Source organism: Desulfovibrio intestinivivus (assembly GCF_053570665.1).
In genome coordinates this window covers 1,204,918-1,228,926 of sequence record NZ_JBRBQT010000001.1, presented here as the reverse complement: position 1 = coordinate 1,228,926, position 24,009 = coordinate 1,204,918, and the positions used below count along the sequence as shown (strand labels likewise).

General features: G+C 56.4%; 21 protein-coding genes, 3 tRNA genes and 1 riboswitch. Of the genes, 14 read left to right on the top strand and 10 right to left on the bottom strand.

Annotated features, from left to right (window positions below; all coding sequences use genetic code 11):
- Positions 1–13: 13 nt before the first annotated feature.
- Positions 14–526, bottom strand: coding sequence for a hypothetical protein (locus ACUZ9P_RS05200; protein ID WP_449248909.1), 513 nt, complete (start codon positions 524–526; stop codon positions 14–16).
- 274 nt (positions 527–800) lie between these two features.
- Between ACUZ9P_RS05200 and ACUZ9P_RS05195 the strand changes: the two genes are divergently transcribed.
- From ACUZ9P_RS05195 to ACUZ9P_RS05185, 3 genes are all read left to right on the top strand, one after another.
- The gene (locus ACUZ9P_RS05195; protein WP_449248908.1) at positions 801–1,487 is read left to right on the top strand and encodes a hypothetical protein; all 687 of its coding nucleotides are present in this window, start codon (positions 801–803) and stop codon (positions 1,485–1,487) included.
- Between the two features lie 428 nt (positions 1,488–1,915).
- Entirely contained in the window at positions 1,916–2,521 is a 606-nt protein-coding gene (locus ACUZ9P_RS05190; protein WP_449248907.1) for a transposase family protein, read from the top strand.
- A complete protein-coding gene (locus ACUZ9P_RS05185; RefSeq protein WP_449248906.1) occupies positions 2,506–3,681 on the top strand; it encodes an ISL3 family transposase in 1,176 nt (391 codons plus the stop codon). Before ACUZ9P_RS05190 ends, ACUZ9P_RS05185 begins: the two co-directional genes overlap by 16 nt.
- Before the next feature lie 183 nt (positions 3,682–3,864).
- Here ACUZ9P_RS05185 and ACUZ9P_RS05180 read toward each other — a convergent pair.
- Positions 3,865–3,940 (bottom strand) — tRNA-Ala (locus ACUZ9P_RS05180).
- Positions 3,941–4,043: 103 nt separating this feature from the next.
- Positions 4,044–5,234 carry a pyridoxal phosphate-dependent aminotransferase gene (locus ACUZ9P_RS05175; RefSeq protein WP_449248905.1) on the bottom strand — a complete coding sequence of 397 codons (1,191 nt, stop codon included), beginning with the start codon at positions 5,232–5,234 and terminating at the stop codon, positions 4,044–4,046.
- Between the two features lie 89 nt (positions 5,235–5,323).
- Here ACUZ9P_RS05175 and sfsA point away from each other — a divergent pair, with 89 nt between their 5' ends.
- Positions 5,324–6,202, top strand: coding sequence for a DNA/RNA nuclease SfsA (gene sfsA, locus ACUZ9P_RS05170; RefSeq protein ID WP_449248904.1), 879 nt, complete (start codon positions 5,324–5,326; stop codon positions 6,200–6,202).
- A 667-nt stretch (positions 6,203–6,869) separates the two neighbouring features.
- On the opposite strand, the gene ACUZ9P_RS05165 is transcribed toward sfsA, so the two are convergent.
- Positions 6,870–7,379, bottom strand: a complete 510-nt coding sequence (locus ACUZ9P_RS05165) for a methylated-DNA--[protein]-cysteine S-methyltransferase (protein WP_449248903.1) — start codon at positions 7,377–7,379, stop codon at positions 6,870–6,872.
- Positions 7,376–8,566: an MFS transporter gene (locus tag ACUZ9P_RS05160; protein ID WP_449248902.1), complete on the bottom strand. Its 1,191-nt coding sequence runs from the start codon at positions 8,564–8,566 to the stop codon at positions 7,376–7,378. The genes ACUZ9P_RS05165 and ACUZ9P_RS05160 overlap by 4 nt, the downstream gene beginning before the upstream one ends.
- A gap of 124 nt (positions 8,567–8,690) precedes the next feature.
- On the opposite strand from ACUZ9P_RS05160, the gene ACUZ9P_RS05155 reads away from it, so the two are divergent.
- The 5 genes from ACUZ9P_RS05155 (at position 8,691) to ACUZ9P_RS05135 (ending at position 12,953) form a co-directional block, all read left to right on the top strand.
- Positions 8,691–9,257 carry a GNAT family N-acetyltransferase gene (locus tag ACUZ9P_RS05155; RefSeq protein WP_449248901.1) on the top strand — a complete coding sequence of 189 codons (567 nt, stop codon included), beginning with the start codon at positions 8,691–8,693 and terminating at the stop codon, positions 9,255–9,257.
- Positions 9,258–9,281: 24 nt separating this feature from the next.
- On the top strand, positions 9,282–10,331 hold the full coding sequence (locus tag ACUZ9P_RS05150) for an asparaginase (protein WP_449248900.1): 1,050 nt from the start codon (positions 9,282–9,284) through the stop codon (positions 10,329–10,331).
- A 100-nt stretch (positions 10,332–10,431) separates the two neighbouring features.
- Entirely contained in the window at positions 10,432–11,712 is a 1,281-nt protein-coding gene (locus ACUZ9P_RS05145; protein WP_449248899.1) for a phenylacetate--CoA ligase family protein, read from the top strand.
- Positions 11,713–11,715: 3 nt separating this feature from the next.
- Positions 11,716–12,135 carry a hypothetical protein gene (locus tag ACUZ9P_RS05140; RefSeq protein WP_449248898.1) on the top strand — a complete coding sequence of 140 codons (420 nt, stop codon included), beginning with the start codon at positions 11,716–11,718 and terminating at the stop codon, positions 12,133–12,135.
- Positions 12,136–12,377: 242 nt separating this feature from the next.
- Complete coding sequence (locus ACUZ9P_RS05135) at positions 12,378–12,953, top strand: hypothetical protein (protein WP_449248897.1); 576 nt, start codon at positions 12,378–12,380, stop codon at positions 12,951–12,953.
- 179 nt (positions 12,954–13,132) lie between these two features.
- On the opposite strand, the gene ACUZ9P_RS05130 is transcribed toward ACUZ9P_RS05135, so the two are convergent.
- Entirely contained in the window at positions 13,133–14,071 is a 939-nt protein-coding gene (locus tag ACUZ9P_RS05130) for a sirohydrochlorin cobaltochelatase (protein ID WP_449248896.1), read from the bottom strand.
- A gap of 28 nt (positions 14,072–14,099) precedes the next feature.
- Positions 14,100–14,320: riboswitch (cobalamin riboswitch) on the bottom strand.
- Between the two features lie 216 nt (positions 14,321–14,536).
- Here ACUZ9P_RS05130 and ACUZ9P_RS05125 point away from each other — a divergent pair.
- Positions 14,537–16,249, top strand: a complete 1,713-nt coding sequence (locus ACUZ9P_RS05125; RefSeq protein WP_298997972.1) for a 30S ribosomal protein S1 — start codon at positions 14,537–14,539, stop codon at positions 16,247–16,249.
- 265 nt (positions 16,250–16,514) lie between these two features.
- On the opposite strand, the gene ACUZ9P_RS05120 is transcribed toward ACUZ9P_RS05125, so the two are convergent.
- Positions 16,515–17,351: a DMT family transporter gene (locus ACUZ9P_RS05120; protein WP_298997971.1), complete on the bottom strand. Its 837-nt coding sequence runs from the start codon at positions 17,349–17,351 to the stop codon at positions 16,515–16,517.
- Positions 17,352–17,779: 428 nt separating this feature from the next.
- Between ACUZ9P_RS05120 and ACUZ9P_RS05115 the strand changes: the two genes are divergently transcribed.
- Entirely contained in the window at positions 17,780–19,024 is a 1,245-nt protein-coding gene (locus ACUZ9P_RS05115) for a GGDEF domain-containing response regulator (protein ID WP_449248895.1), read from the top strand.
- A 53-nt stretch (positions 19,025–19,077) separates the two neighbouring features.
- Positions 19,078–20,298 (top strand): carboxynorspermidine decarboxylase, encoded by a 1,221-nt coding sequence (nspC, locus tag ACUZ9P_RS05110; RefSeq protein WP_449248894.1) that lies wholly within the window; start codon positions 19,078–19,080, stop codon positions 20,296–20,298.
- Between the two features lie 187 nt (positions 20,299–20,485).
- Here nspC and ACUZ9P_RS05105 read toward each other — a convergent pair whose 3' ends face one another.
- A complete protein-coding gene (locus ACUZ9P_RS05105) occupies positions 20,486–21,520 on the bottom strand; it encodes a polysaccharide deacetylase family protein (RefSeq protein ID WP_449248893.1) in 1,035 nt (344 codons plus the stop codon).
- Between the two features lie 305 nt (positions 21,521–21,825).
- Here ACUZ9P_RS05105 and ACUZ9P_RS05100 point away from each other — a divergent pair.
- Together ACUZ9P_RS05100 and ACUZ9P_RS05095 are read left to right on the top strand one after the other, a co-directional pair.
- Positions 21,826–21,901, top strand: a tRNA-Val gene (locus ACUZ9P_RS05100).
- An 11-nt stretch (positions 21,902–21,912) separates the two neighbouring features.
- A tRNA-Asp gene (locus tag ACUZ9P_RS05095) sits at positions 21,913–21,989 on the top strand.
- Positions 21,990–22,134: 145 nt separating this feature from the next.
- Here ACUZ9P_RS05095 and ACUZ9P_RS05090 read toward each other — a convergent pair.
- Together ACUZ9P_RS05090 and ACUZ9P_RS05085 are read right to left on the bottom strand one after the other, a co-directional pair.
- Positions 22,135–23,310, bottom strand: a complete 1,176-nt coding sequence (locus ACUZ9P_RS05090) for an ISL3 family transposase (protein WP_449248892.1) — start codon at positions 23,308–23,310, stop codon at positions 22,135–22,137.
- A 270-nt stretch (positions 23,311–23,580) separates the two neighbouring features.
- Positions 23,581–23,928 (bottom strand): ArsR/SmtB family transcription factor, encoded by a 348-nt coding sequence (locus ACUZ9P_RS05085; RefSeq protein ID WP_449248891.1) that lies wholly within the window; start codon positions 23,926–23,928, stop codon positions 23,581–23,583.
- Positions 23,929–24,009: the final 81 nt, after the last annotated feature.

Below are 24,009 nucleotides of genomic sequence, written 5' to 3'. Positions count from 1 at the left end.
AGTCTGATAGCCGCTATGTTGGCCCAAATACGCTTAAGGCCAGAATCATCCAAAGCTCCATAAAGGTTGGCCCTAGGGCCGCGAGTAGAAACAACATACAAATTGGAACCTTGACCAACATTGCGGCGCTAATCTGCGACCTAAAGAAGAATATATACAAGAACAGTACGCAGATAAACGAAGCAATAGAGCCCTGAACTGCAATTGTTATTACGATGATAGACCATGAGGACAACCATCCAAGGCCCATTATGTCAGCGATATGTTGAGTGTCTATTATTTCGGCAGCACCTATGAAACATAAAGCCATACCTGAGATATAAATCCATATATTTTTTTGCAAATTAAAAATTGACAATAGCACAATAACTCCAGCCACTCCAATAGCCTGCACCACATGCCCCATATAGTCGTCATCGACCAATCCACCGAACCAAGTAAAAATCAAGATAATAATATTAGGCCAGTGTTCTCGCACTAGGCCCGCAACTTTTGCTTTTATTTCCGGGCTTGTTGGGAATGCCATATAATTCCTCAAAGCTGTTTATGTGTTTTGCTCAAGCATGCTCAAATTTTGGCAGAAAAAATAAAAATATTTTTTCGAGGTCTGCAAAAAATTTCGGCGTTTATGCCATGCCATGACCTCTGCGCAAAATCATAAAGGACTGAAAATTTTATTTTTTTTCATCATAAATGCCCTTATTTATCAAACTGAAAAGGACAAAAAACTACTGAAACCTTTCAGTCTTACAAAAACGTCAGCCTCTGCTATATCTCCTCCAAACCTTTAAGGAGGAAACATGGCAGGGAACAATTTCAACGCCAGAAACATGGGGAACGATGTTTCAGACCAGCCGCGTTTGAGCAACGGGCAATTCACCTTTAAAGGTTCTGCAACAGCAGCAACCATGCCCTATCACAGGCAACAGACAGCACTTGAGGCCCCCATGCCTGTTTCGCAAAATGCTCCACTGGAGGAGCGCATGTACCCAGCCAGCGTTGCTGACGTGGTAAAAAAGCACGCTCAAGGCGACCATTCTACCTTGCAACCGTATTCGCCAGACCCGGATGCGGCTGTTCCCTACTATCGCATGGGGGTGAGAGAACTCGGACTTCCAGACGATATAGGCAAAAAATTGTACGGTCGTAAAGTTATGCTCTTCAACTTACACTATGACCATATGCACTTTGTGGGCAACGAAGGCAGCAATTTTGGCCTGACCGGTTCCGGCGAATTTTCTGAATCCGTAGAAGACTTAAAAAGATATCAGGTTGAAGCCCCCAAATACCGCAAGGAATACATAGACAAGGCAAGGCTCGATGTCGCTCAAGAATGGAAAAAGAATCAGGAAGATACCGCGCTCAATCAAAATTTCGAGCTTCCGCCCTACAATGCTGTAGTTCACAACTGCCAGCACTACTTTGCCGAAGTTCTCAAGCATGCTCAAAAATACGCAACTAGAGAAAAACCGCTTGTGTTGCCCTAAAAGGCAGAAAGCGCTGCCGACGACAGCAGACTAACCCCCTTGGATAAGTGTACTTTGAGGATTAATGCATGGCAATGAAAATATTTATTTTCACATAATCTGCAAGCGTTAACAAAGCCCCCGGTCATCGCATCTGACCGGGGGCTTTCTGTTTGCCCTTGAGCACACACCTTCAACCAAGGCCAATTCTTATTCCTTTTGGGATGTCGAACCAGAATGCTGTCCAATCATCATCCTGATTCTTACATATTGTGGCGGGTTGGAAAGGCGGGACATATGAGCCTCGCTGTCCAAGCCGGGCGCTTGTCGGCTCTACCTCAAAGACGGGGGCATAGCGGCTCCAAGAAAAAATGGGCATACCAAGCAAAGCCGGTATGCCCACCAGGGCAACCTTTGTTTTCCGACCAAAGAAAAGAAGAGAAGGCCCTGTGGAACAATTTTTAATTGGCTTGCGGGATTTTGCAATCGAAAAGGTGGTGAGTCGTACGCCCCCGGTTTTTGAGGCAAGGTGGACGGGCAAGAATACGTGCCCACACTGCGCATGCGAGAAACTACGCATCAAGGACTCATTCTGGCGGACGATCCGTAATATTTCCATTCATGGAAGGGCGTCACGCCTGGTGATTCGCTGCCACAAATACCGATGCGAAGAATGCGGTAGATATTTTAATACCAGACTTGCAGGCATAAAAGTGTGGAGCAGAACAACAGAGCTGCTCAAGCGCAACATTTTTCAGGCCTACAACAAAGGTGTTTCCTGCAAGGACATCGCCGATGAGCACCGCATAGGCGTAGCCAGCGTGGAGCGCTATTACCACCAGATGATGCAGCACAAGAGCAGCCACTGGGCAAACCGCACATGCCCGCGCATTCTGGGTATTGATGAGCATAGATTTACGGCTCTACCTCAAAGACGGGGGCATAGCGGCTCCAAGAAAAAATGGGCATACCAAGCAAAGCTGGTATGCCCACCAGGGCAACCTTTGTTTTCCGACCAAAGAAAAGAAGAGAAGGCCCTGTGGAACAATTTTTAATTGGCTTGCGGGATTTTGCAATCGAAAAAGTGGTGAGTCGTATGCCCCCGGTTTTTGAGGCAAGGTGGACGGGCAAGAATACGTGCCCACACTGCGCATGCGAGAAACTACGCATCAAGGACTCATTCTGGCGGACGATCCGTAATATTTCCATTCATGGAAGGGCGTCACGCCTGGTGATTCGCTGCCACAAATACCGATGCGAAGAATGCGGTAGATATTTTAATACCAGACTTGCAGGCATAAAAGTGTGGAGCAGAACAACAGAGCTGCTCAAGCGCAACATTTTTCAGGCCTACAACAAAGGTGTTTCCTGCAAGGACATCGCCGACGAGCACCGCATAGGCGTAGCCAGCGTGGAGCGCTATTACCACCAGATGATGCAGCACAAGAGCAGCCACTGGGCAAACCGCACATGCCCGCGCATTCTGGGCATTGATGAGCATAGATTTACGCGCAGGCAGGGCTTTGCAACCACATTTTGCGACTTGGCCCGCCGCAGGGTCTTTGATGTGGTTAAAGGGCGCAGCGCCGCCGATATGCGCGATTTTTTGCAATCACTGCAAGGCCGCCACAAAGTTAAAATGGTCTGTATTGATATGAACTCTGCGTATCGGCGACTTGTGCGGGAGTGGTTTCCCAATGCGCACATTGTTGCGGACAGATTTCATGTTATCAGGCTGGTGAATCAGCACTTTTCAGAGCTGTGCAAGGCAATTGATGAAAAACAACTTGCTTATGGGCGAGGCGGTATGATGCGTCTTTTGCTGACTCGCCGTGATCGGTTAACAAACTCACAGAAAGAGCGATTACGAGCATACTTTGCTGACAGGCCGGACATTGAATCACTGTATGAATTTTTACATGAAACAGCGGACTTATTGCGTGTACGGGCGCAAAGTGTCGATTGCTGTCGCAGGTATGTAGCTGAATTGTTAGATAAAATTGATCACCTTCGAAAAACGCCCTTCGCGCCATTGCGCACCCTGGGTAAGACGTTGCATAATTGGCGGGAAGAAGTGGCCCGAATGTTCCGGTTTACCCGAAATAACGGCATCACAGAAGGTTTTCACCGTAAAATGAAGTTGATCCAGCGGCGTGCGTATGGCTTCCGTAATTTCGAAAATTATAGGTTGAGAGTGCGCGTTCTGTGCTGCTGAAATGGCTGGAGAATTGTTCAGAAACCTGGCGGAAAAATGCCCGCTGAAGGGGCTTGCCCCCGTCTTTGGTGTAGAGCCCGCTTGTCCCTGTCTTTGGTGTAGACTCAGGGAACCACGTCATAAAATTTCACTCGCAAAAACCCCCGACCATCTTCCGACGATCGGGGGTTTTAATTACCTATCTGGTGGAGCTGAAGAGAATTGAACTCTTGACCTCTTGAATGCCATTCAAGCGCTCTCCCAACTGAGCTACAGCCCCACGGCGAAAAGCAGAATGACCAAAACTAGCCTAACTGTCAATACAATTTTGCATTTTTTTTACAGCGGCGGTTTTGGCGGCAATTCTGCCACGGTTTTCGGCGCTATTTAGGCTCCGCAGCCAGTTGCTCAAGCACCTTACCGATGCTTTCCAGCGCGCCCTTGAGCACGTCGTCACCCACAGCGTACGAGAAGCGGATGCACTTGTCGTCGCCAAAGGCCGCGCCCGGCACCACGGCCACGTGGGCCTTATCGAGCAGCAGGGTGCAAAGGTCGGTGGAGTTGTGAACGCTGCCGCCATAGCACCTGGAAACGTCCAAAAAGAGGTAGAACGCGCCATCGGGCTTGGGGCAGATGGCAAAGGGCCATCCCTCAATGATCTTCATGGCAAAATCGCGCCGCCGCACAAAGGCCTCGCGCATTTTGTCCACGCATTCCATGCTGCCGGTCAGGGCCGCAAGGCCCGCCTTCTGCGCGATGGAGCAGATATTCGAGGTGCTGTGGCCCTGCATGGCCGATATTTTTTTGATCAGGGTCGGGTGCGCAGCCAAAAAGCCCACGCGCCAGCCTGTCATGGCATAGCTCTTCGAGAGGCCGTTGAGCACGGCCACCTGCTCGGGATACTTGGCAAACCAGCTGATGGCGCTGGTCATTTTGGCAGGGGCGAACACAAGCTGGTCGTAAATTTCATCAGAAAGCACAAACAGCCCGCGCGCAATGGCCCAATCCATAATGGCCGTAAACTCGGCCTCAGTGTAGACCGCGCCAGTGGGGTTGCTGGGTGAGTTCAGAATGAGCAGCTTGGTTTTATCCGTGGTGTGCGCCTCAAGCATGGCGGGCGTCACCTTGAAGCCCTGTTCCGGCCCAGCCAGCACAGGCACGGGGGTTGCGCCGGTCAGCATGACCATATCGGGGTAGCTGAGCCAGTACGGGGCTGGCACAAGCACCTCGTCGCCGGGGTTGAGCATGGCCTGCATGAAATTATAGAGGCAGTGCTTGCCGCCCGCGCCGATAACAATGGATTCCATTGGAACCGGAACGCCGTAGTTTCTTTCAAAATACGCACCCGCGGCCTTGCGGAGTTCGGGAATGCCCGGCACGGCTGTGTAGCGGCAAAAATTGTCGTCAATAGCCGCTTTGGCAGCCTCGCAAACGTGTTTGGGCGTAGGAAAGTCCGGCTCGCCCACGGCAAGGCTGATTACGGAAATGCCCTGAGCCTTAAGCTCAAGGGCGCGGCTGTTGACACTGAGTGTCAGAGAAGGTTTGATACTGCTCAGACGGTCTGAAATCTGCATAAGGAGGCTCCTTGGCGTATGCAACGCACCCGCAATCGGCAGGCGTACTCACAACTGGCTGTTTCTAGCAGCTTCATATCGGGGTGTAAATGAGCTATGAACCCAAAAATGCAGCACATACAGCCGCTGCCGATACCTCCCAGCCCTCCTGCGGAGGCTTGCCGGACTCTGCCAGCACTGCCCCGCTGCTGCCCTTGCCGCCCCACTGCATTGTGGCCGCCTTTGTAGCGCGCCGCAAACGCTTCAGCGTGCTGTTGCAGCATCAGGGCGCAGACCTGTGGGTGCACAGCAACAATTCTGGCAGCATGCTGGGTCTGTGCCTGCCGGGCGCGCCGGTGCTGGCATCCCCGGCAAGCAATCCTGAACGCAAGCTCAAATACACGCAGGAATGCGTGTGGCTGGCACGCAGGGCCGTACCTGAACTGGTTGAGAGCGCGCACGAATCTGGAGCACATGAATCATGCACGCACTCCCCTGTCAGCGGCTTCTGGGTGGGCGTAAACACAAGCACCCCCAATCGCATGCTTGAGGCGGCCTTTCATGCGCGCCGCCTGCCCTTTGCCCAAGGCTACACCACCCTCGTGCGCGAGGCAAAACGCGGGCAAAGCAGGCTGGACGGCCTGCTCACGGCCCCCGATCTGCCGCCTCTGTGGGTGGAGTGCAAAAACGTCACGATGGTGGAAGACAACGCCGCTTGCTTCCCCGATGCCGCCAGTGAACGCGGGCAAAAGCATCTGCGCGAGCTTATGGACATTGTGGCCTGCGGCGAACGCGCAGCCATGTTCTATCTGGTGCAGCGTCCGGATGGAGAATGCTTTGCTCCGGCGGATTTCATTGATCCAGCCTATGCCGCCCTGTTTTACGAGGCGCTGTCCGCTGGGGTGGAGATGTATCCCTTCCGCGCCTTGGTCAGCCCTGCGGGCATTGACCTTGGCCCCATGCTGCCCGTGCGACCGCAGCGCCTGTAATATTTGAGGTGCCCGTAATTTCCGAAGCTTGGGCAGATTCCATGCCCTTGGCGCAAGGCTTTGGTGGTTAGGAACAGTTTATTCAAGTAATTATTTCAATAATAACAGAATAATAAATTAATTGCGCACAATTTGAGCGCCCACATTTAGGGCATGGATTTTTGGCAGCGGCAGAATGGAGGGGAGCCTTCATTCTATCGCTGCCTTTTTTATGCGCTGTGCGGCACGGGCACTACCCACGAACAAGAACTAGTACCTCACAGCTTCCACCCTTGAAATGTTCAAAATAAATACAATAATTACAGTATATTATTTTAGTTTTGAACAATATCTACGCCGACTTTTTGTTCTTGCGCACAATGCCGACATTCTGCCCGACAGCGAAACCGGAGTTCGCCCATTCGCAAACCGGGGCGGATTACGCACAAACCAGCAAGAAATTAATATTGTATTTTCAATATATTATGCAACTTGCGAACATTATCGCCAGGATTGTATGCACAAAAGGCAACACAGAGAACGCTGGAATATGTGGGGAAACACAGGTGGGAAGAAGCAGCCGCCCAATGTGGGTTTGCCCTCCGGGGAGAAAGGACTGTGCGCGCAAAAAAGCCGCCCCGAAGGACGGCTTAAAAAAGGTACACGTGTCATCTGAAAAAGCCTGCGGCTACAGGTAGCCCTCCAGACGCAACAGAGCTTCCTTGATCGGCAATCCGCCGCCGTAGCCAACCATTTTGCCGTCCGCGCCGATAACGCGGTGGCAGGGAATAAATATGGCAATGGGGTTGCGATTGTTGGCAAGGCCCACCGCCCGGTATCCCTTGGGGCAATTGGCGGCTTCGGCTACCTGCCTGTAGCTGCGGGTCTGCCCGTAAGGTATCGTTTGCAGGGCATCCCACACGCCGCGCTGAAAGTCCGTGCCCTCCGGGGCAAGGGGCAAATCAAAATCGCGGCGCTTCCCGGTCAGATATTCGTCAAGCTGCTTAAAGGCTTCGTTCAGCAGTGGCGTTTCCTGTTCCGTAGTATCTTTCAATGGTTCAAAGGGTGCCGTGGGGCCAAGATCGAGACGAATTACGCTCCCCCCGCGCTCCACAATACGCACGGCGCCGATGAGCGGCACTTCGCGCGTCAGCGCATGCGCTGCATGGGGAGGTTCCGTATTTTGTTTGCTGTTCATGCCTTCTTTTCCTTCTTCACGGTTACGGGTTTGAGGGAATAGGCAAAAATCGCGCCCACAATGGAAAGCGCCGCCAGCGACTGAAAGGTGGCTGGCATGCCGTAGTTGTCTGCAATCCAGCCGAGCAGCGGGGCCACCACGCCGCCAAGGCTGGTTGCCAGGCCAAGGGTAATGCCTGAGGCAAAGCCGATGTTCTTGGCAAGATACTGCTGGCCCAGCACAACCTGCGCGCTGAAGGGCGCGTACAGCACAAATCCCAGCAGCGGCAGCAAGGCCCATGCCGCGTACAGGTTGTTGCTCAGGCTGAATACCGCCACCACTGGCGGCAACAGGGCGAATACTCCGCGAATAACAGCGCGGTAGCCAAATCTGTCAGAAAGCATCCCGCCGAAAAAGTTGCTGATAACACCGCATACGCTAAAAAAGGTCAGGGCCACCGCGCCTGTTGCCGTGGACTGCCCGAAGGCGCTGACCCAGTAGAGCGGAATAAAGGTGTTAAAGCCCACAAAGGTGATGGAACGGGTAACGATCGAGACCGTCAGCTTAGAAAATTCGCGCCAGTTGTTCTCGCCGGGGGTTTCCCCTTCCGCCGCAAGGGCTGGCCCGGCCTTGCCGCCTGCCGCCGCGCCCACTTTTTTGGTAGCGCCCATGCGGGCGATGGACCACACCAAGATGCTCGCCGTTATCACGGCCAGTATGGCGAAAACCGTTGTTCCCGTCAGGCCAAAAGCCCCAAGGCAGGCGGTTGCCAGCAGCGGCCCCAGCACAAAGCCTCCATTGCCGCCAATGGAAAACAGGCTCATGCCCGTGCCCTTGTTCTGCCCCGACACCGCATTGGCAAAACGCGCCCCTTCCGGGTGGAACAGGGCCGCCCCAATGCCGCTCAGGCCGATAGCCGCAAAAATCCCCCAGTAGCCGGGCATCCAGCCAATGGCCGCGAGGCCGCAGCCCGCCAGCAGCACGCCCACGGGGATGAACCAGGGTTTGGAAAACCTGTCTGAAAGCAGGCCGAACAGCGGCTGGATCATGGACGACAGGCAGGAGTATGCAAACATCAGCCCGCCCGTGGCCTGATAGCTCAAATCAAAAGCCGACCGCAAAAACGGCAGTATGGCGGGCAAGGCTCCGCCGTTAATATCGCACGACAAATGCCCTAACGACACGAGGAGTATTTTCTTTTTGTCCATTGCGGCACGCTACACCAATGTTGTTCCAAATCCAAGCAACGCGCGCGGCTTCACAAGCGCGGGGACTGCACTGCGTTCCCGGCGGTTGACGCGCTGCACTGGCTCGCTTAAGCAGAGGGAGGCCATGAAAACGACACGTTTCCACACACACGCGGGGCATGCCGCACCACACCCGGCTGCAACAACAGTCAGGGCCGCATCTACCAAGGATTACTCGACCTGCGCCGATATCTGGCTGGCGGCCTCTCTGGCAGGACATGACTTTGTGCCTGCCGCGTTCTGGCGCGGACAACGGGCGGTTATGGCGGAGCACTACCTGCCTTCATCTCAGGTTTTATTGCTTACCGCCGATGGAGAGCCCGCCGCATTTGCCGCAACCCTACCGGATGACAACAGCACGTATCTGGCGGGATTGTTCGTGCTGCCTCGCTGGTGGGGCAAAGGCCTTGGGCGGCAACTGCTGGAACTGGTGCAGGAGCAGGTGCTGGCTGAACTTCCCGATCAAAAGAACGCCAGCCTCCGCTGTTCCGTGTACGAAAAAAACAGCCGTGCCCTGGCATTTTATGCCCGCATGGGGTTTATCCCCGCCGGGCGCAGCATCTGCCCGCATACCAACGAACCGCAGACAGACATGCTCTGGGCTGCGGCGCACACTGTTCAAGACAAAGCGGCTGCAACCTGCCGTCCCTAGGCAAAGCGCGCCGCAGGAGCCACCATGAGCAATCATTCTTCGTCATCGGCCAGTTCCAGCGCAACCTCCTTGCCCAAGGTGGCCCTTATTGCCACGGGCGGCACCATTGCGGGCGTTGCCCCCACGCCGCTTGAGCAGATCAGCTATCAGGCGGGGGTGCTCACCGTTGACAGCATGCTCGAAACCCTGCCCGGCATTGAGGGCGTGGCCCGCATCACCAGTGTGCAATGCGGCAACCTGCCCAGCGAGAACATCACCCCCGAGCATTGGGCCATGCTGGGCGAGCAGTGCGCCAAGGCTCTGGACGACCCAGAAATCTGCGGCGTGGTGCTGACCCACGGTACAGACACGCTGGAAGAATCGGCCTTCTATCTGCACCTCACCCTTGCCAGCCCCAAGCCCGTTGTGCTGACCGGCTCCATGCGCCCCTCCACCTCGCTGAGCGCGGACGGCCCCATCAACATACGCGATGCCGTGGCCGTGGCGGCCTGCCCCCAGGCGCAGGCGCGCGGCGCGCTGCTGGTCATGAACAGCCGGGTGCTCTCGGCCCGCACGGCTGTAAAAGTCGCCACGCTTGATGTGGAAGCCTTCCGCGCGCTGGAATCGGGCTGCCTTGGCCGTGTTATCAACGGCGAACCCCAGTTTTACTACGGCGGGGAGGAAGATCCCGCTCTGGCCGGAACCTTTGCCGAACTTGCAGGCCGTAAAAATCTGCCTCGCGTGGATGTGATCTACGGTTGCGCGGGCATGCCTGTTGATCTTGTGCGCTATTCCGTGGAACGCAGCGCGGGCATAGTGCTGGCTGGCATGGGCAACGGTTCCATGCCCGATGCCGTGCGCCATGAGCTGCGGCAGGCCATTGCCGGGGGCATCCCCGTTATCCGGTGCAGCCGTACCGGTTCCGGCCCTGTAACGCCCCTTGATGAATACGAGGGCTTTGTGCCCGGCGGCATGCTTTCGCCCGCCAAGGCCCGCGTGCTGCTCATGCTGGCGCTGGAACAGCAAAAGGACGCCGAACCGGCACAGCGCATGCTTTCGGTGCGCGAAGTGTTTGCCCTTGGGGCCAAACTGTAGGCAGCAGCGCCCTTTGGGCTTGCCTGCGGCGCAAAAAAACCGCAGTGTGTGGTTTATTTTCTTTTCAAGCCCATGACCCCAATGGAATCAGGAGAGCTTCATGTCGTATCGCTTTATTCCCCAGCTCACCGATGAGGATATCCGCCAGAAACAGCTTGAAGGTCTGCGCTACACCGTGCGTCAGGCCTGGAATTCGCCCCAGTACAGGGCAAAGCTGGAAGCATGCGGCCTAAAGCCGGACGACATCACAAGCCTGGACGACCTGCGCCGCCTGCCCACCTGCGACGTGGAAGACCTGCGCGAGGGCTATCCCCTGCCGCTCCTGTGCGTGCCGCCGCGTGACGTGGCGCGCATCCATGCCTCCAGCGGCACCACGGGCAAACGCAAAATTCTCGCCTACACCCAGCGCGACATTGATACGTTCAGCCTCCAGATCGCCCGCTGCTTTGAGCTGGCGGGCTTTACCCCCGAAGACCGCATGCAGCTTGCCGTGGGCTACGGCCTGTGGACGGCGGGCGCGGGCTTTCAGGCGGGCAGCGAACGGCTTGGCATGCTCACCGTGCCTGTGGGGCCTGGCAATCTTGAAATGCACTTGCAGCTTTTGCAGGATCTTGGGGCCACGGGCTTTACGGCCACGGCATCCATGGCCCTGCTGCTGGCAGAAGAAGTGGAACGCGCCGACCTGCGCGGCAAGATCAAGCTCAAGCGCATGGTCTGCGGTTCAGAAACCCGCAGTGAAAAGATGCGCCTCGCCATTGAAAGCAAGCTCGGCCTTGAGGGCTGTTACGACATCGGCGGCATGACCGAAATGTACGGCCCCGGCACCGCCATCGACTGCGACGCCCACGAAGGCCTGCACTACTGGGCCGACCTCTTCATCATTGAAGTGCTCGACCCCGCCACCATGCAGCCAGTTGCCGAGGGCGAAGTGGGCGAAATGGTCGTGACCAGCCTGTGCAAGGAGGCCGTGCCCCTGCTGCGCTACCGCACTCACGATCTTTCGCGCCTGCTGCCGGGTCAATGCTCGTGCGGCCTTGCCATGCCGCGCCATGACCGCATTCTCGGGCGCTCGGACGACATGATCATTTACCGTGGCGTAAACATCTACCCCGGTCAGCTCATGGAAGTTATCGGCCAGTTTGCGGAACTTGGCGGTGAATATCAGGTGGAACTCACCCGCGACGAGCGCTCCCTCGACCATCTGGCCCTCACCGTGGAACGCGGGCAGGGCCAGACCGCAGGCAACGATGCCGCCCTGGCCCATGAGCTTGAAACCCGCCTGCACAAGGCCATCATGGCCCGCGTTTCCGTGAACGTGGCGGACTACGCCAGCCTGCCGCGTACCTTCAGCAAATCCAAACGCGTGGTGGACAAGCGCTAGGCCGTGGCAAAACATATTGATTACACTGGCGCGGGGTTTTTGCCCTGCGCCTTTATCATTGGCTTTGCCGCCGCATGCCTGCTGGCCTTTTGCCTCTTGGCTCCCGCTGCGTCCGCGAGAGAGATAGCAGAGGTGGACAGCCCCGCATGGTGCGCCCGACACGCCAACACAGCAAAATATCAGGGAAAGGGGCAGTATCAGGCGCAAGCCGAATGTCTGCGGCTTGAAGCTGCCTGCCGCGCTGCCCTGCCCGACCTTGCCCCAGCTGCCAGTTGCCCCGACAGGCAGCTTGACCGCTGCGTGGCGCAACAGCGCGATGGCGGATCATGGTGCGCCATCCTGTGCTGCTTTGCCCCTGATGAGGCATCCTGCCGGGGGGCTGCGGCCAGCATGCCCGCCTTTCTCTCCACGCCCGAACGCTAGGCCAAAACATCAGGCTAAAGTCGCCGCCTCAGTGTGTTAGCCCCCAGTGCCAGCTCAGAACGTTGAGCCCGAAATCCAGTCCCTTGCCCGACGGCGGACTCCTGCATTGCCGCGCGGGCGCTCCGCCCCGGCAAATTATCGCAAGTTCCCTTGCCGCATAGACCTTTCCCCCTTTTTGGCATAGGATTTAATGCGAGCGCGCCCCTGTTCTACGCGCCAGAACCGCCGACACTGGAGCGCGTATGCCCCTTGCCGCCTCACCCGCATCCTTCATCTCGCTTGCAGGCTATCTTATGCTTGCAGGGGGGGCGTTTGCACTGGTGCGGCCAGGGTTGGGCCTGCTTATCATTCCTGTACCGCTTCTGGCTATTCCCCTGCATTTTTTTGCGCGACGCATGGGCGATTTTGCGGGCGTAGCGCATTCCCGCTGGCAGATGCGCACCTTTGGCCTTTTCCTGCTGCTGTTTCTCGGGCTTGTGGGCATCTTTTTTATTCTTGGCGCAAGCTGCACTGACGGCCCGGCTCTGGACAGGCTGGAACTCATCGGTAATGCCTATAATGCGGGCAAGGTGGATCTGTACGCTTCGCTGGTGGGGCTGTGGGAAATCAAGGAATTGCAGGTTTTTACCCTGAGCGCCTCGGTGTGGGCGGGGCTGGCGCTTTTGTGGCCGCTCAAACGGGCATTTCAGGGCATGCTGGCGCTGGCTGCGGGCATTGCGCCCAAGGCATTGCCCCTCTGGGGCTGCTGGCTGGCCTTTGCGGCCGCTATTGCGGCGCAGGGCGGCATGCTGGCATGGCTGGTGGCCCGCCAGGCTTGAGGCACAAACAGACTCAAGCGCACTGAACCCCACGAAAATTCCCGAAAATCCTACGCCGGAAGCAGCACCTCCCGCATTCAGCATTTTCCCGCCCAAAAACGCGGGAGCCGCACAAACCGGGCGCGCTGTCCCGGCTTATGCGGCTCCCGCAACACATGTGCGGCGCAGGCAATGACCCGCTACTGCTTCTTGGGTTCCTTGGTCAGATCATCGAAAGCTTCGCGGGCATGGCGCACCAGAATGGCGCGTGCACCGGCAATCTGGCCCAAACCCTTGAGGTTGGTCTCCACCTTGAAACCTGCGGCCTTGAGCTTCGAGGCCCAGGAATCGTCTTCATCCCCGGCCAGATCGTTGTGCGCATGGTCGCCAGCCACCAGCATGAGCGGCTCGATAACCACTTTCTTGACCTTGGCGGCCTTGAGTTCCACCAGCAGATCGTCCACGCTGCGTGCGCCCTCGACTGTCGCCATAAACACGCGCTTGTCCGCATCGTGGAACACGGCGCGTGTGCCTTCAAACGTCAGATCCGCGCGGCCATGACTCTGGCCGTGACCCATGAGCACCAGGGCTGCATCCTTGCCGCGCAGGGACTTGACGTCTTCCCTGATGGCCTGAATGAGCTCCTGCGCGTCTTTTTTCGATTCCAGCATGGGGCGACCAAGAAAGACGGAGTCAAAGCGGCCCGAATTTTTTTGCAGATCGATAAGCACGGCCCGTTCAAGCTCGCTGAACTCCTCGCCCGCCATGACGTGCAGCGACTGTACGCGCACGACCTTGACGCCATTCTTGGCAAGCTGGGCGAGGCCATCGCTGATGCCGCCCACGGGATGCCCCTCGGCGGCTATTTTTTTGCGGATAATCTGCGAGGTATAGGCCCACACCACAGGCTGACCGGGAAAAGCGGCCTTGAACTCCGCATCCACGGCCTTCATGGAAGCCAGGGCTTCGGGCACGCTGGTGCCAAAGGCCACCAGCAGCACTCCGGCCTTGGGGCTCTCCGCGCCGGATTCAGCGGCAGGGGCAAGCACAGGTGCGCCCATGACGGCGCACAACAAAAAAATGGGCAAAAGAGTACGAGTGAAAAAATGCAAAATGGAATGCGGCGTAGTACGCAGCATGGCAACCTCCTCAATGGCGCGTTGACGGGTTAAGTTTGGATGAAATGCCGGAGGATATTCGGACTTGAGGGCATGGGGGCCTCGCGCCCCTTGCCTAGACTTCGCCTTCGCCGCTCGCGCGACTGGCTGTAGCGCCCCGCCATGTGGCGGAACGATGAAGCTTCGTTCCCTCTTACCGCAGCGCGACTGTTTCCGATTTTAACGGAATTCCCCGCCGACTTTTTCAAAACAATTCATGCGGCAATAAAAGTCAAGGGGGGGATACCCTGCAAGCCCCGCCAGGCAGGCCCTTGCAGGGTATCCCCCTTGCGGGCGGCCACGGCTGCGCCATCAAAAGCGGCGCGGAATCCCGATTTTTCGGCGGCTAAAGCCGATTTGGCGCGTATTTTTTCTTGTTCTTCTGATGAAATCCTGATAATAAAGCACCTCCCTGTTATGGGGAAATTATGTTTGGAGGCTGGACATATGGCAGGTTTGGAAACCGGGCACGACAACGAAATCAATTTCGAAAGCGCCCTTGAAAACTACCTCAATCCCGATTTCGGCGATCTTGAGGAAGGCTCTATCACGAAGGGCGAAATCGTCCGCGTGGATGATGACAATGTGCTTGTTGACGTGAACTTCAAGTCCGAAGGGCAGATTCCCGCGGCAGAATTCCGCGACCCCGCCGGCAACATTTCCGTCAAAGTGGGCGATCGTGTTGACGTTTACGTTGTTCGCAAGAACGAAAACGACGGCACCATCACTCTTTCTTTCGAGAAAGCCAAGCGCATGCAGGTGTTCGACCAGCTCGAAGACGTGCAGGAAAACAACCGGGTCATCAAGGGCCACATTGTCCGCCGCATCAAGGGTGGCTACACCGTGGACATCGGCGGTGTGGAAGCGTTTTTGCCCGGTTCACATGTGGATCTGCGCCCCGTGCCGGATATGGATGCCCTGGTCAACCAGGAATTCGAATTCCGCGTGCTCAAGATCAACCGCCGCCGCAGCAACGTTATCGTTTCTCGCCGCGTGCTGCTTGAAGAGGAGCGCGATTCCAAACGCCAGGATCTGCTGCGCACCCTTGAAGAAAACCAGATCGTTACCGGTAAGGCCAAGAACATCACCGAATACGGCGTGTTTGTTGACCTCGGCGGCCTCGACGGCCTGCTACACATCACCGACATGAGCTGGAAGCGCATTCGCCATCCCAAGGAAATGATCACCATCGGTCAGGAACTGACCCTGAAGGTGCTTTCCTTTGATCGCGACAACAACAAAGTTTCCCTCGGCCTCAAGCAGCTCGTGCCCGATCCGTGGCAGGACATCTCCGCCCGCTTCCCCGAAGGGGCTAAGTGCAGCGGCAAGGTCACCAACCTGGTTGACTACGGCGCATTTGTGGAACTGGAACCCGGCGTTGAAGGCCTGGTGCACATTTCCGAAATGTCCTGGACCCGCAAGCTGCGTCATCCTTCCCAGATGGTTCACACCGGCGACGAAGTCGAAGTGGTCATCCTGGGCGTGGACGGCGACAAGAAGCGCATCAGCCTCGGCATGAAGCAGGTTCGCCCCAATCCCTGGGAACTGGTTGCTGAAAAGTACCCTGAAGGCACCGTCCTTGAAGGCGTCATCAAGAACATCACCGAATTCGGCATGTTCATTGGCATCGAAGACGGCATCGACGGCCTTATCCACGTTTCCGACATTTCCTGGACCAAGAAAGTGCGTCACCCCAATGAGCTGTACAAGGTGGGCGACACCGTGCAGGCCAAGGTGCTGACCGTGGATCAGGAAAACGAAAAGTTCACCCTCGGCGTGAAGCAGCTGGTGGATGATCCGTGGGGCCATGTGCCCAACACCTACCCCGTGGGCTGCACCATCAAGGGTATTGTGACCAACATCACCGACTTCGGCCTCTTTGTTGAAGTGGAAGAAGGTATCGAAGGCCTGGTGCACGTGTCCGAACTTTCCAGCAAGAAAGTGAAGACCCCCGCCGAGATCTACAAGGAAGGCCAGGAAATCCAGGCCAAGGTTATCCATGTCAGCGCTGAAGAGCGCCGCCTGGGCCTGTCCATCAAGCAGATCAAGGACGAGGAAGAACGCCGCAAGCCCAAGGAATTCCATTCCGGCTCGCAAGAAGCCGGTCAGAGCCTGGGCGACCTGCTCAAGCAGAAGTTTGAAGAAAGCGAAAACAGCTAGTCTGTTTCTGCTTCAAAATACAAAAGGGCGTTCCCGCAAGGGAGCGCCCTTTCTTGTTGCCTGCCAGCAACAAACAGCGAGGGGTGATTGCGTTGGTAATGTGCCGGCGATGCACCCGTGATATCTAGGCAGGGCTGACTCCTTGCCCCAGAGGCAGAACGATCACCACACTGGGGTGGACGTGCGCCGCGTTCAGCAAAGGCTGCCTCTCGCAATAGTCCGCTGCCATAATCACCGGCGAGTCTGCCAGCCTGCAACCTTCTGCTCAAGCCAGCTTGAGCAGTGCAGCACCACCGACAACCAACAGCACAGAAAATCCGCGCAAGGGCGTAAAACGCTCGTGCAGCAGCCACATGGCCAGCAGCATGCCAAAGATCACCGAAGTCTCGCGCAGGGCCGCCACAACAGCGATAGGTGCCAGGGTCATGGCCCACAGGGCAATGCCGTATGAACCCATGCTCGCCAACCCGCCAAACGTACCTACAGCAATCCGCTTACGGGCATAGCGCACGTAGCTCCAGCCATGTCGCCACAGGATGTAAACATGCACTGGGAGCGCGTTGATCAAAAAAATCCAGGTGGTGTAGGTCGCTGCGTTGCCGCTTTCGCGCGCACCAAGGCCGTCCGCCAGCGTGTACCCCATGATGATGCATGAGGTGCGCAACGAGATAAAAACTTCGCTCCACCCATAGCCACGGCGCATATTATCCGTGGCAAGGCACAGAATCCCCGCGCACAGCGTAAGCACGCCGCACCATGCGCCCACAGACATGTTCACGCCAAAGGCCAGCAGGGCCAGCGAGGTGAGCAAGGGCGCGCATCCGCGCATTACGGTGTAGGCAAAAGACATGTCTACTCGCTCATACGCGGCAGAAATGCAAATGTAATACCCGAGGTGGCACAGGCACGACATGCCAAGATAAGGCCACGCGGCCTGCGGCAGAGGCGGCAAAAAAGGCAGCAGACACAACGCGCCCACGCAAGCGCCAAAGGCGTTCAAGCCTGTTTCAAACAGCTTGTTCTCACCGCTTTTGACAATAATATTCCAAAGCGCGTGCAGAAATGCGGCAAAGAGGATGGCAAGCAATATTGATGGGGACATGGGCCTTGCTACCTTTTTGCCGGGAGAATGCCAAGACCAGGCCGCATGCTCCACCCAACAAAGAGGGGCAATACTGTGAAGGCGCACACCCATGCCGAGCCACATACATTGCGATAATGCGCCCTCAATCGCCAACGTGATTCCGTGCCCGCGCAAAAGGGCAAAACTCCTCGTGCAGGCTTTGTTGCGTGCTATCGTGGGCAGAACTGCGGCAGGCAATCGTTCCCGCTGCACTGGCCCGGTATTTCGCCAGCGGTGCTGTGTGGGGGATGTTCTGCAAATATAACACGCAAGAGCCGTTATCCCTTTTGACTGCAAGAGCAAAAATCAATACGATCAAAATTCACAGCCGCCGCGCAGGTTCCGCACTCTTGCACGGCGCAATTTTTTTATCCTGCCCCAAACCAATCCCCCATGCGGAAGCAAACATGCAGAAAGTTCTCATCGTTGAAGACAGCCGGACAACAGCGCGCTTTATGGCGCACAATCTCAAGGAACAATTGGGGCTTTCCTACGAATGCGCCGAGGATCGCCAGCAGGCATTGAAACTGCTGGAGGACAATCCCTCGCAGTACTTTCTCGCCCTTTGCGACCTCAACCTGCCCGACGCTCCCAACGGCGAGATTGTCCCTGCCATCCTTGCCCGGCACATCCCTGTGGTGGTGGTCAGCGCCCATTTTGACGAAGACATCTATAAGCGCCTGATGTTGCAGGGCGTTACCGATTATATCGTCAAGCGCACCCCCGATGACATGATGTACCTCATGCGGGTGGTGAGCCGCCTGCGCGCCAACAGCGGCGTTGAAGCCCTGATTGTGGACGATTCCAACCTCTGGTGCATGCAGGTATCCGAGTTGCTGCGGCGCCAGCGCATCACTGCTTACACGGCAGGCAATGGCCTGGAAGCCTTGCAGATTCTCAAGGAGCACCCTGGCATACGCATTGTGCTGGCTGACCACTACATGCCCGGCATGGACGGCATCAAGCTCACCGCCGCCATCCGCAAAACCCACACCATGGACGAGCTGTCCATTATTGTCATTTCTGTGGGTACGGACGCGGGAGCGCAATTTCTGCGGTCAGGGGCCAACGATTACGTATTCAAAACATCCTCCTTTGAGGAACTTTTGTGCCGTATTTCCATGAATCTTGACATTCAGGATCTTATCCGTAAAAACCGCGCCCTTGCAGAGCGCGATGCCCTCACCAACCTGCTGGTGCGCCGTCAGTTTTTCTCTGAAGCGCAAGAGGCTGTGGCCGAGGCAAGAAAAGGACGTCGGGCCATGGCCGCCGCCATGATTGATGTGGATTATTTCAAACAGGTCAATGACCGTTACGGGCACCTGGCGGGCGATATTGCCCTGCGGCAGCTTGGCGGCATGCTGCGCGACGAGTTTCCCGAGCCCTACATTTGCGGACGCTACGGTGGTGAAGAATTTTGCGTGGTCGCGCCGAGCATGGATAAAAACGACTTCGCCCGAAGGCTTGAAAATTTTCGCACTTCCGTTAGTTCAAAACCAGTGCAGATCGGCGCGCTCAGCATAGCCATTTCTGTTTCCATCGGCATGGCCGAACAAAAGGCCAGCGACCTCGAATCGCTCATAAACGCGGCCGATGCCCAGCTTTACACAGCCAAACGGGAAGGGCGCGACCGCTTTATCTGGCAAGCATAAGCCAGCGCTGGCGCGGCACCATACTGAAAATCTCTTTGTTCAAAGGAACATCCATGCACTGCCAGAACCCTCTGTTCGATCCCGCCCGCATTCCTTCGCCCTGTTTTGTTCTGGACGAAGCGCAGCTTCTGGCCAATGCCGCCACTCTGGGCGCTGTTCAGGAACGCACCGGGGCCAAGATTCTTCTTGCGCTCAAGGGTTACGCAGCCTGGGCAACCTTTCCGCTCCTTTCGCGCACCAAGGGGCACGGCCCCTTGTGGGGAGCCTGCGCAAGTTCTGTGGACGAAGCGCGGCTGGCGCGGGAGGACTTTGGGGGCGAGGTGCATGCCTTTGCCGCTGCATGGAACCGGCGCGAGATGGCCGAGTTGCTCACCCTTGTGGATCACCTGGTATTCAACTCCATTGCCCAGTGGCGCGAATTCGCGCCCGCAGTGGCCATGCAGAACAAGAGCCGCTGCCCGGACCGCCAGATTCAGTGCGGCCTGCGCATCAACCCAGAGCATTCCGAGGGCGCAGCCGCCATCTACAACCCCTGCTCGCCGGGCTCGCGCCTGGGCATCAGGCCCAAAGACTTTGACCCTACGGCCCTGGAGGGCATTTCCGGGCTTCATTTCCATACCCTGTGCGAACAGGGGGCAGATGCCCTTGAGCGCACCCTGAGGGCCGTTGAACACCATTTTGGACAGTGGTTGCCGCAATGCCGCTGGATCAACTTTGGCGGCGGGCACCACATCACCAAGCCCGGTTATGATCTTGATCTGCTCTGCCGCTGCCTGACCGGCTGGCGCGACCGCTACAACGCGCAGATATACCTTGAGCCGGGCGAGGCTGTGGCTCTGGACGCAGGCTGGCTTGTGGCAACAGTGCTGGACGTGGTGCAGGCCGACATGCCTGTGGCCATTCTTGATATCGGCGTTCCCTGCCACATGCCCGATGTCATTGAAATGCCCTACCGTCCCCGTGTGCGCTACGAATCAGCACATGTGGCAGAACTTGCAGGCGAAGCCGGAGAACAGGCCTGGACATGCCGCCTTGCCGGAAAATCTTGTCTGGCGGGCGATGTGGCCGGTGAATATTCTTTCAACGCGCCTCTTGTGCCCGGCCAGCGGCTTGTGTTTGAAGACATGGCCATCTACAGCATGGTCAAAACCACCACATTCAACGGCCTGCGCTTGCCATCCATCGGCATTTGCGAAGCCGATGCATCGGGTGACACGCGCTTTCGCATGCTGCGGGAATTTGGCTACCAGGATTTTAGAACGCGACTTTCATAAGCAGACAGAACTGTCCCCGAATCATTCTATGTTGGAAAGCAGAAAGGCCCGGATTGTTGATCCGGGCCTTTCATTTGTACTTCCCTGTGGGGGGGAGGACAGTGGAAAATATGGGGGCACACTCTCATGCCATAGCTGAATTACACGCCTTTGGCAGAGCAATGTCAAAAGAAACATTAATCCCGCATCAGGAGGCAGGAGCCTGCGCCGGGGAAAGGGCAGAGCCTTCTCTCGGCTGGACTGCGCTGCTGCCAGCAGGCTGGGGAGCATCCTGCGCGGGATGCGCGGCAGTGCCCGGCAATGCGGCTTGCCCGGCCATCTCAGGGCTTGGGCTTTCCACCAGTTGCCAGGGGGTGCTGCTGCGCGCAAGAGGGATATCAGCCGAACCGGCAGGGAAGCTGTGCGGCGGCAGTTCTTCTGACTGATGCACGCCTTCAACCTGATGCCGGGCAACCATGGAAGGCTCATCCATGCCGGGTGCGCCGCGCTTGACGCGCGTCATGAGCAGGCCGGGTTCGGGATCCATAAGCCCCTCAAGATAGTCGGTCACGGTCACAAAACGCTGACAACCGCCAGCGCGCAGATCACGGATGATGCGCGGCAGGTCGTCCACAGTGCGCTTGTGCGAATCGTGGAACAAAAAGATACCGCGTAGGGTACCCGGCGCGTAGACCGTGCCCCTGTTGTTGCGCAGGGTGGCGTAATTGTCTGGCAGGCGCTGCCAGTCGCGGCTGTCCATGGACCAGAGCATGAGGGAAAGCCCAAGACCGGCCGCAACTTTTTCAGTAGCGGCGTCATACGAGCCATAGGGCGGGCGCATGAACTGGGGCGAGGCCCCAAGGTTGCGCAATATGGTATCTGTGCGGCGCAGTTCTTCTTCTTTGCGGGCAAGGCTGACTACGCGCAGATTGGGGTGCGAATAGGAGTGGTTGCCCACTTCATGCCCCTCGGCAATGACGCGCTTTACTATGTCGGGATGGCGCTCGGCCTGGTTGCCCAACATGAAAAACGTGGCGGGGATGCCGTATTCTCCCAGCATGTCCAGCAGATGCGGCGTGTTTATCGACGGGCCGTCATCAAAGGTAAGGGCGCACAGGTTCTCCCGCATGGGTTGATCCATGATGACGTTGCCTTCCACCACACGCGCCTGCGCCGACTGGGCAGCAAGCCCAACTGCAAAAAAGCAGGCCGCCAAGCATATCTGCTTGAAAAAAAATCTCATTTTTCTTGTGCCTCAACAGCGAATTGCCCAGAACAGAAAACCGCCTCCACGGCGGCGCGTCCACTGTGCTGCTTTTGCGCCGGAAGCGCGAAAACAGCGGCGTTCAGCGATCTGTAATGTGCTAAGGGAGGTCTAGCACTCCCCAAGAAGCACCGCAACACAAGCAAAAGGACATTATGGGGCATTTTTTTAACTTTCACTTAAAAATCAGCATGTTAAAATTTTTGTCTTGTAAAAATTTTTTTACTTTATTTTTTTCGCTTGACTCTGAGGGGGTGTTTGCGTAGAACTCATTTTCGCCGGGAGGGCAGTTAGCTCAGCTGGTAGAGCACCGCCTTCACACGGCGGGGGCCACAGGTTCAAGTCCTGTACTGCCCACCATCCCAAAAAACGGAGCGGTAGTTAAGTCGGTTATAACGCCGGCCTGTCACGCCGGAGGCCGAGGGTTCGAGTCCCTTCCGCTCCGCCAGAAGTCACCGGGAGGTCAGATCACTGACCTCCCGTTTCTTTTATCTGTAGCCCACGCGCAATAATTCGGCTCTACACCAAAGACGGGGGCAAGCCCCTTCAGCGGGCATTTTTCCGACAGGTTTCTGAACAATTCTCTAGCCATTTCAGCAGCACAGAACGCGCACTCTCAACCGATAATTTTCGAAATTACGGAAGCCATACGCACGCCGCTGGATCAACTTCATTTTACGGTGAAAACCTTCTGTGATGCCGTTATTTCGGGTAAACCGGAACATTCGGGCCACTTCTTCCCGCCAATTATGCAACGTCTTACCCAGGGTGCGCAATGGCGCGAAGGGCGTTTTTCGAAGGTGATCAATTTTATCTAATAATTCAGCTATATACCTGCGACAGCAATCGACACTTTGCGCCCGTACACGCAATAAGTCCGCTGTTTCATGTAAAAATTCATACAGTGATTCAATGTCCGGCCTGTCAGCAAAGTATGCTCGTAATCGCTCTTTCTGTGAGTTTGTTAACCGATCACGGCGAGTCAGCAAAAGACGCATCATACCGCCTCGCCCATAAGCAAGTTGTTTTTCATCAATTGCCTTGCACAGCTCTGAAAAGTGCTGATTCACCAGCCTGATAACATGAAATCTGTCCGCAACAATGTGCGCATTGGGAAACCACTCCCTCACAAGTCGCCGATACGCAGAGTTCATATCAATACAGACCATTTTAACTTTGTGGCGGCCTTGCAACGATTGCAAAAAATCGCGCATATCGGCGGCGCTGCGCCCTTTAACCACATCAAAGACCCTGCGGCGGGCCAAGTCGCAAAATGTGGTTGCAAAGCCCTGCCTGCGCGTAAATCTATGCTCATCAATGCCCAGAATGCGCGGGCATGTGCGGTTTGCCCAGTGGCTGCTCTTGTGCTGCATCATCTGGTGGTAATAGCGCTCCACGCTGGCTACGCCTATGCGGTGCTCGTCGGCGATGTCCTTGCAGGAAACACCTTTGTTGTAGGCCTGAAAAATGTTGCGCTTGAGCAGCTCTGTTGTTCTGCTCCACACTTTTATGCCTGCAAGTCTGGTATTAAAATATCTACCGCATTCTTCGCATCGGTATTTGTGGCAGCGAATCACTAGGCGTGACGCCCTTCCATGAATGGAAATATTACGGATCGTCCGCCAGAATGAGTCCTTGATGCGTAGTTTCTCGCATGCGCAGTGTGGGCACGTATTCTTGCCCGTCCACCTTGCCTCAAAAACCGGGGGCATACGACTCACCACTTTTTCGATTGCAAAATCCCGCAAGCCAATTAAAAATTGTTCCACAGGGCCTTCTCTTCTTTTCTTTGGTCGGAAAACAAAGGTTGCCCTGGTGGGCATGCCAGCTTTGCTTGGTATGCCCATTTTTTCTTGGAGCCGCTATGCCCCCGTCTTTGAGGTAGAGCCAATAATTCAAGGGCCGCCCGCAACTGCGGACGGCCCTGTTTTTATCCATTGAAAGCCCAGGGGCCTCGCCGTCAGTCCTTGTGGCTGCACCCGCCGTCTGCAAGGAACCGCACAACCACCCTTTACCCTATCAGCACAGACTGCCCGCCTCTATTCCTCCGCATTTTTGCTGCCATACTCCTCGGCATACGCCGCTAGAATTTCAGCTATCATCCGCCCAAAGCGGGGCTGCAATTCCTGGCACCGCGGGGTATTCTTGAGCGCAACACCGCTTCTCTCGCTGCGGATCAGGCCAGCCTCGCGCAATATTCTGAAATGCTGCGAAAGGGTCGACTTGGGTATGGCCCTGTCCGGCATGTTCAGGAAATCAGAACACGTTTTGGGCGAATTTGAGCGTATGATTTCCTTGAGAATCTGTACGCGCACAGGATCAGAGAGAGCGTGCAGGAGACCTTCGACCGTCACGTTTTCAACAGCCGGATGGTGCAGGGTTTTCATCATTTTTTCCTGGTATAAAAACAAAGGGACGGTGCCAGACGGCAAACCTGCGCAGGCGATATTGACACTCGCCCCAATAGT

Bases quoted from the DNA above. Each gene is read 5' to 3' on its own strand.
- ACUZ9P_RS05150 (WP_449248900.1), top strand. From the start codon at position 9,282: ATGAGCAATCATTCTTCGTCATCGGCCAGTTCCAGCGCAACCTCCTTG.
- ACUZ9P_RS05125 (WP_298997972.1), top strand. From the start codon at position 14,537: ATGGCAGGTTTGGAAACCGGGCACGACAACGAAATCAATTTCGAAAGC.
- ACUZ9P_RS05105 (WP_449248893.1), bottom strand. From the start codon at position 21,520: ATGAGATTTTTTTTCAAGCAGATATGCTTGGCGGCCTGCTTTTTTGCA.
- sfsA (WP_449248904.1), top strand. From the start codon at position 5,324: ATGAGCTATGAACCCAAAAATGCAGCACATACAGCCGCTGCCGATACC.
- ACUZ9P_RS05135 (WP_449248897.1), top strand. From the start codon at position 12,378: ATGCCCCTTGCCGCCTCACCCGCATCCTTCATCTCGCTTGCAGGCTAT.
- ACUZ9P_RS05165 (WP_449248903.1), bottom strand. From the start codon at position 7,379: ATGAACAGCAAACAAAATACGGAACCTCCCCATGCAGCGCATGCGCTG.
- ACUZ9P_RS05160 (WP_449248902.1), bottom strand. From the start codon at position 8,566: ATGGACAAAAAGAAAATACTCCTCGTGTCGTTAGGGCATTTGTCGTGC.
- ACUZ9P_RS05145 (WP_449248899.1), top strand. From the start codon at position 10,432: ATGTCGTATCGCTTTATTCCCCAGCTCACCGATGAGGATATCCGCCAG.
- ACUZ9P_RS05195 (WP_449248908.1), top strand. From the start codon at position 801: ATGGCAGGGAACAATTTCAACGCCAGAAACATGGGGAACGATGTTTCA.
- ACUZ9P_RS05120 (WP_298997971.1), bottom strand. From the start codon at position 17,351: ATGTCCCCATCAATATTGCTTGCCATCCTCTTTGCCGCATTTCTGCAC.
- ACUZ9P_RS05085 (WP_449248891.1), bottom strand. From the start codon at position 23,928: ATGAAAACCCTGCACCATCCGGCTGTTGAAAACGTGACGGTCGAAGGT.
- ACUZ9P_RS05155 (WP_449248901.1), top strand. From the start codon at position 8,691: ATGAAAACGACACGTTTCCACACACACGCGGGGCATGCCGCACCACAC.
- nspC (WP_449248894.1), top strand. From the start codon at position 19,078: ATGCACTGCCAGAACCCTCTGTTCGATCCCGCCCGCATTCCTTCGCCC.
- ACUZ9P_RS05175 (WP_449248905.1), bottom strand. From the start codon at position 5,234: ATGCAGATTTCAGACCGTCTGAGCAGTATCAAACCTTCTCTGACACTC.
- ACUZ9P_RS05200 (WP_449248909.1), bottom strand. From the start codon at position 526: ATGGCATTCCCAACAAGCCCGGAAATAAAAGCAAAAGTTGCGGGCCTA.
- ACUZ9P_RS05115 (WP_449248895.1), top strand. From the start codon at position 17,780: ATGCAGAAAGTTCTCATCGTTGAAGACAGCCGGACAACAGCGCGCTTT.
- ACUZ9P_RS05130 (WP_449248896.1), bottom strand. From the start codon at position 14,071: ATGCTGCGTACTACGCCGCATTCCATTTTGCATTTTTTCACTCGTACT.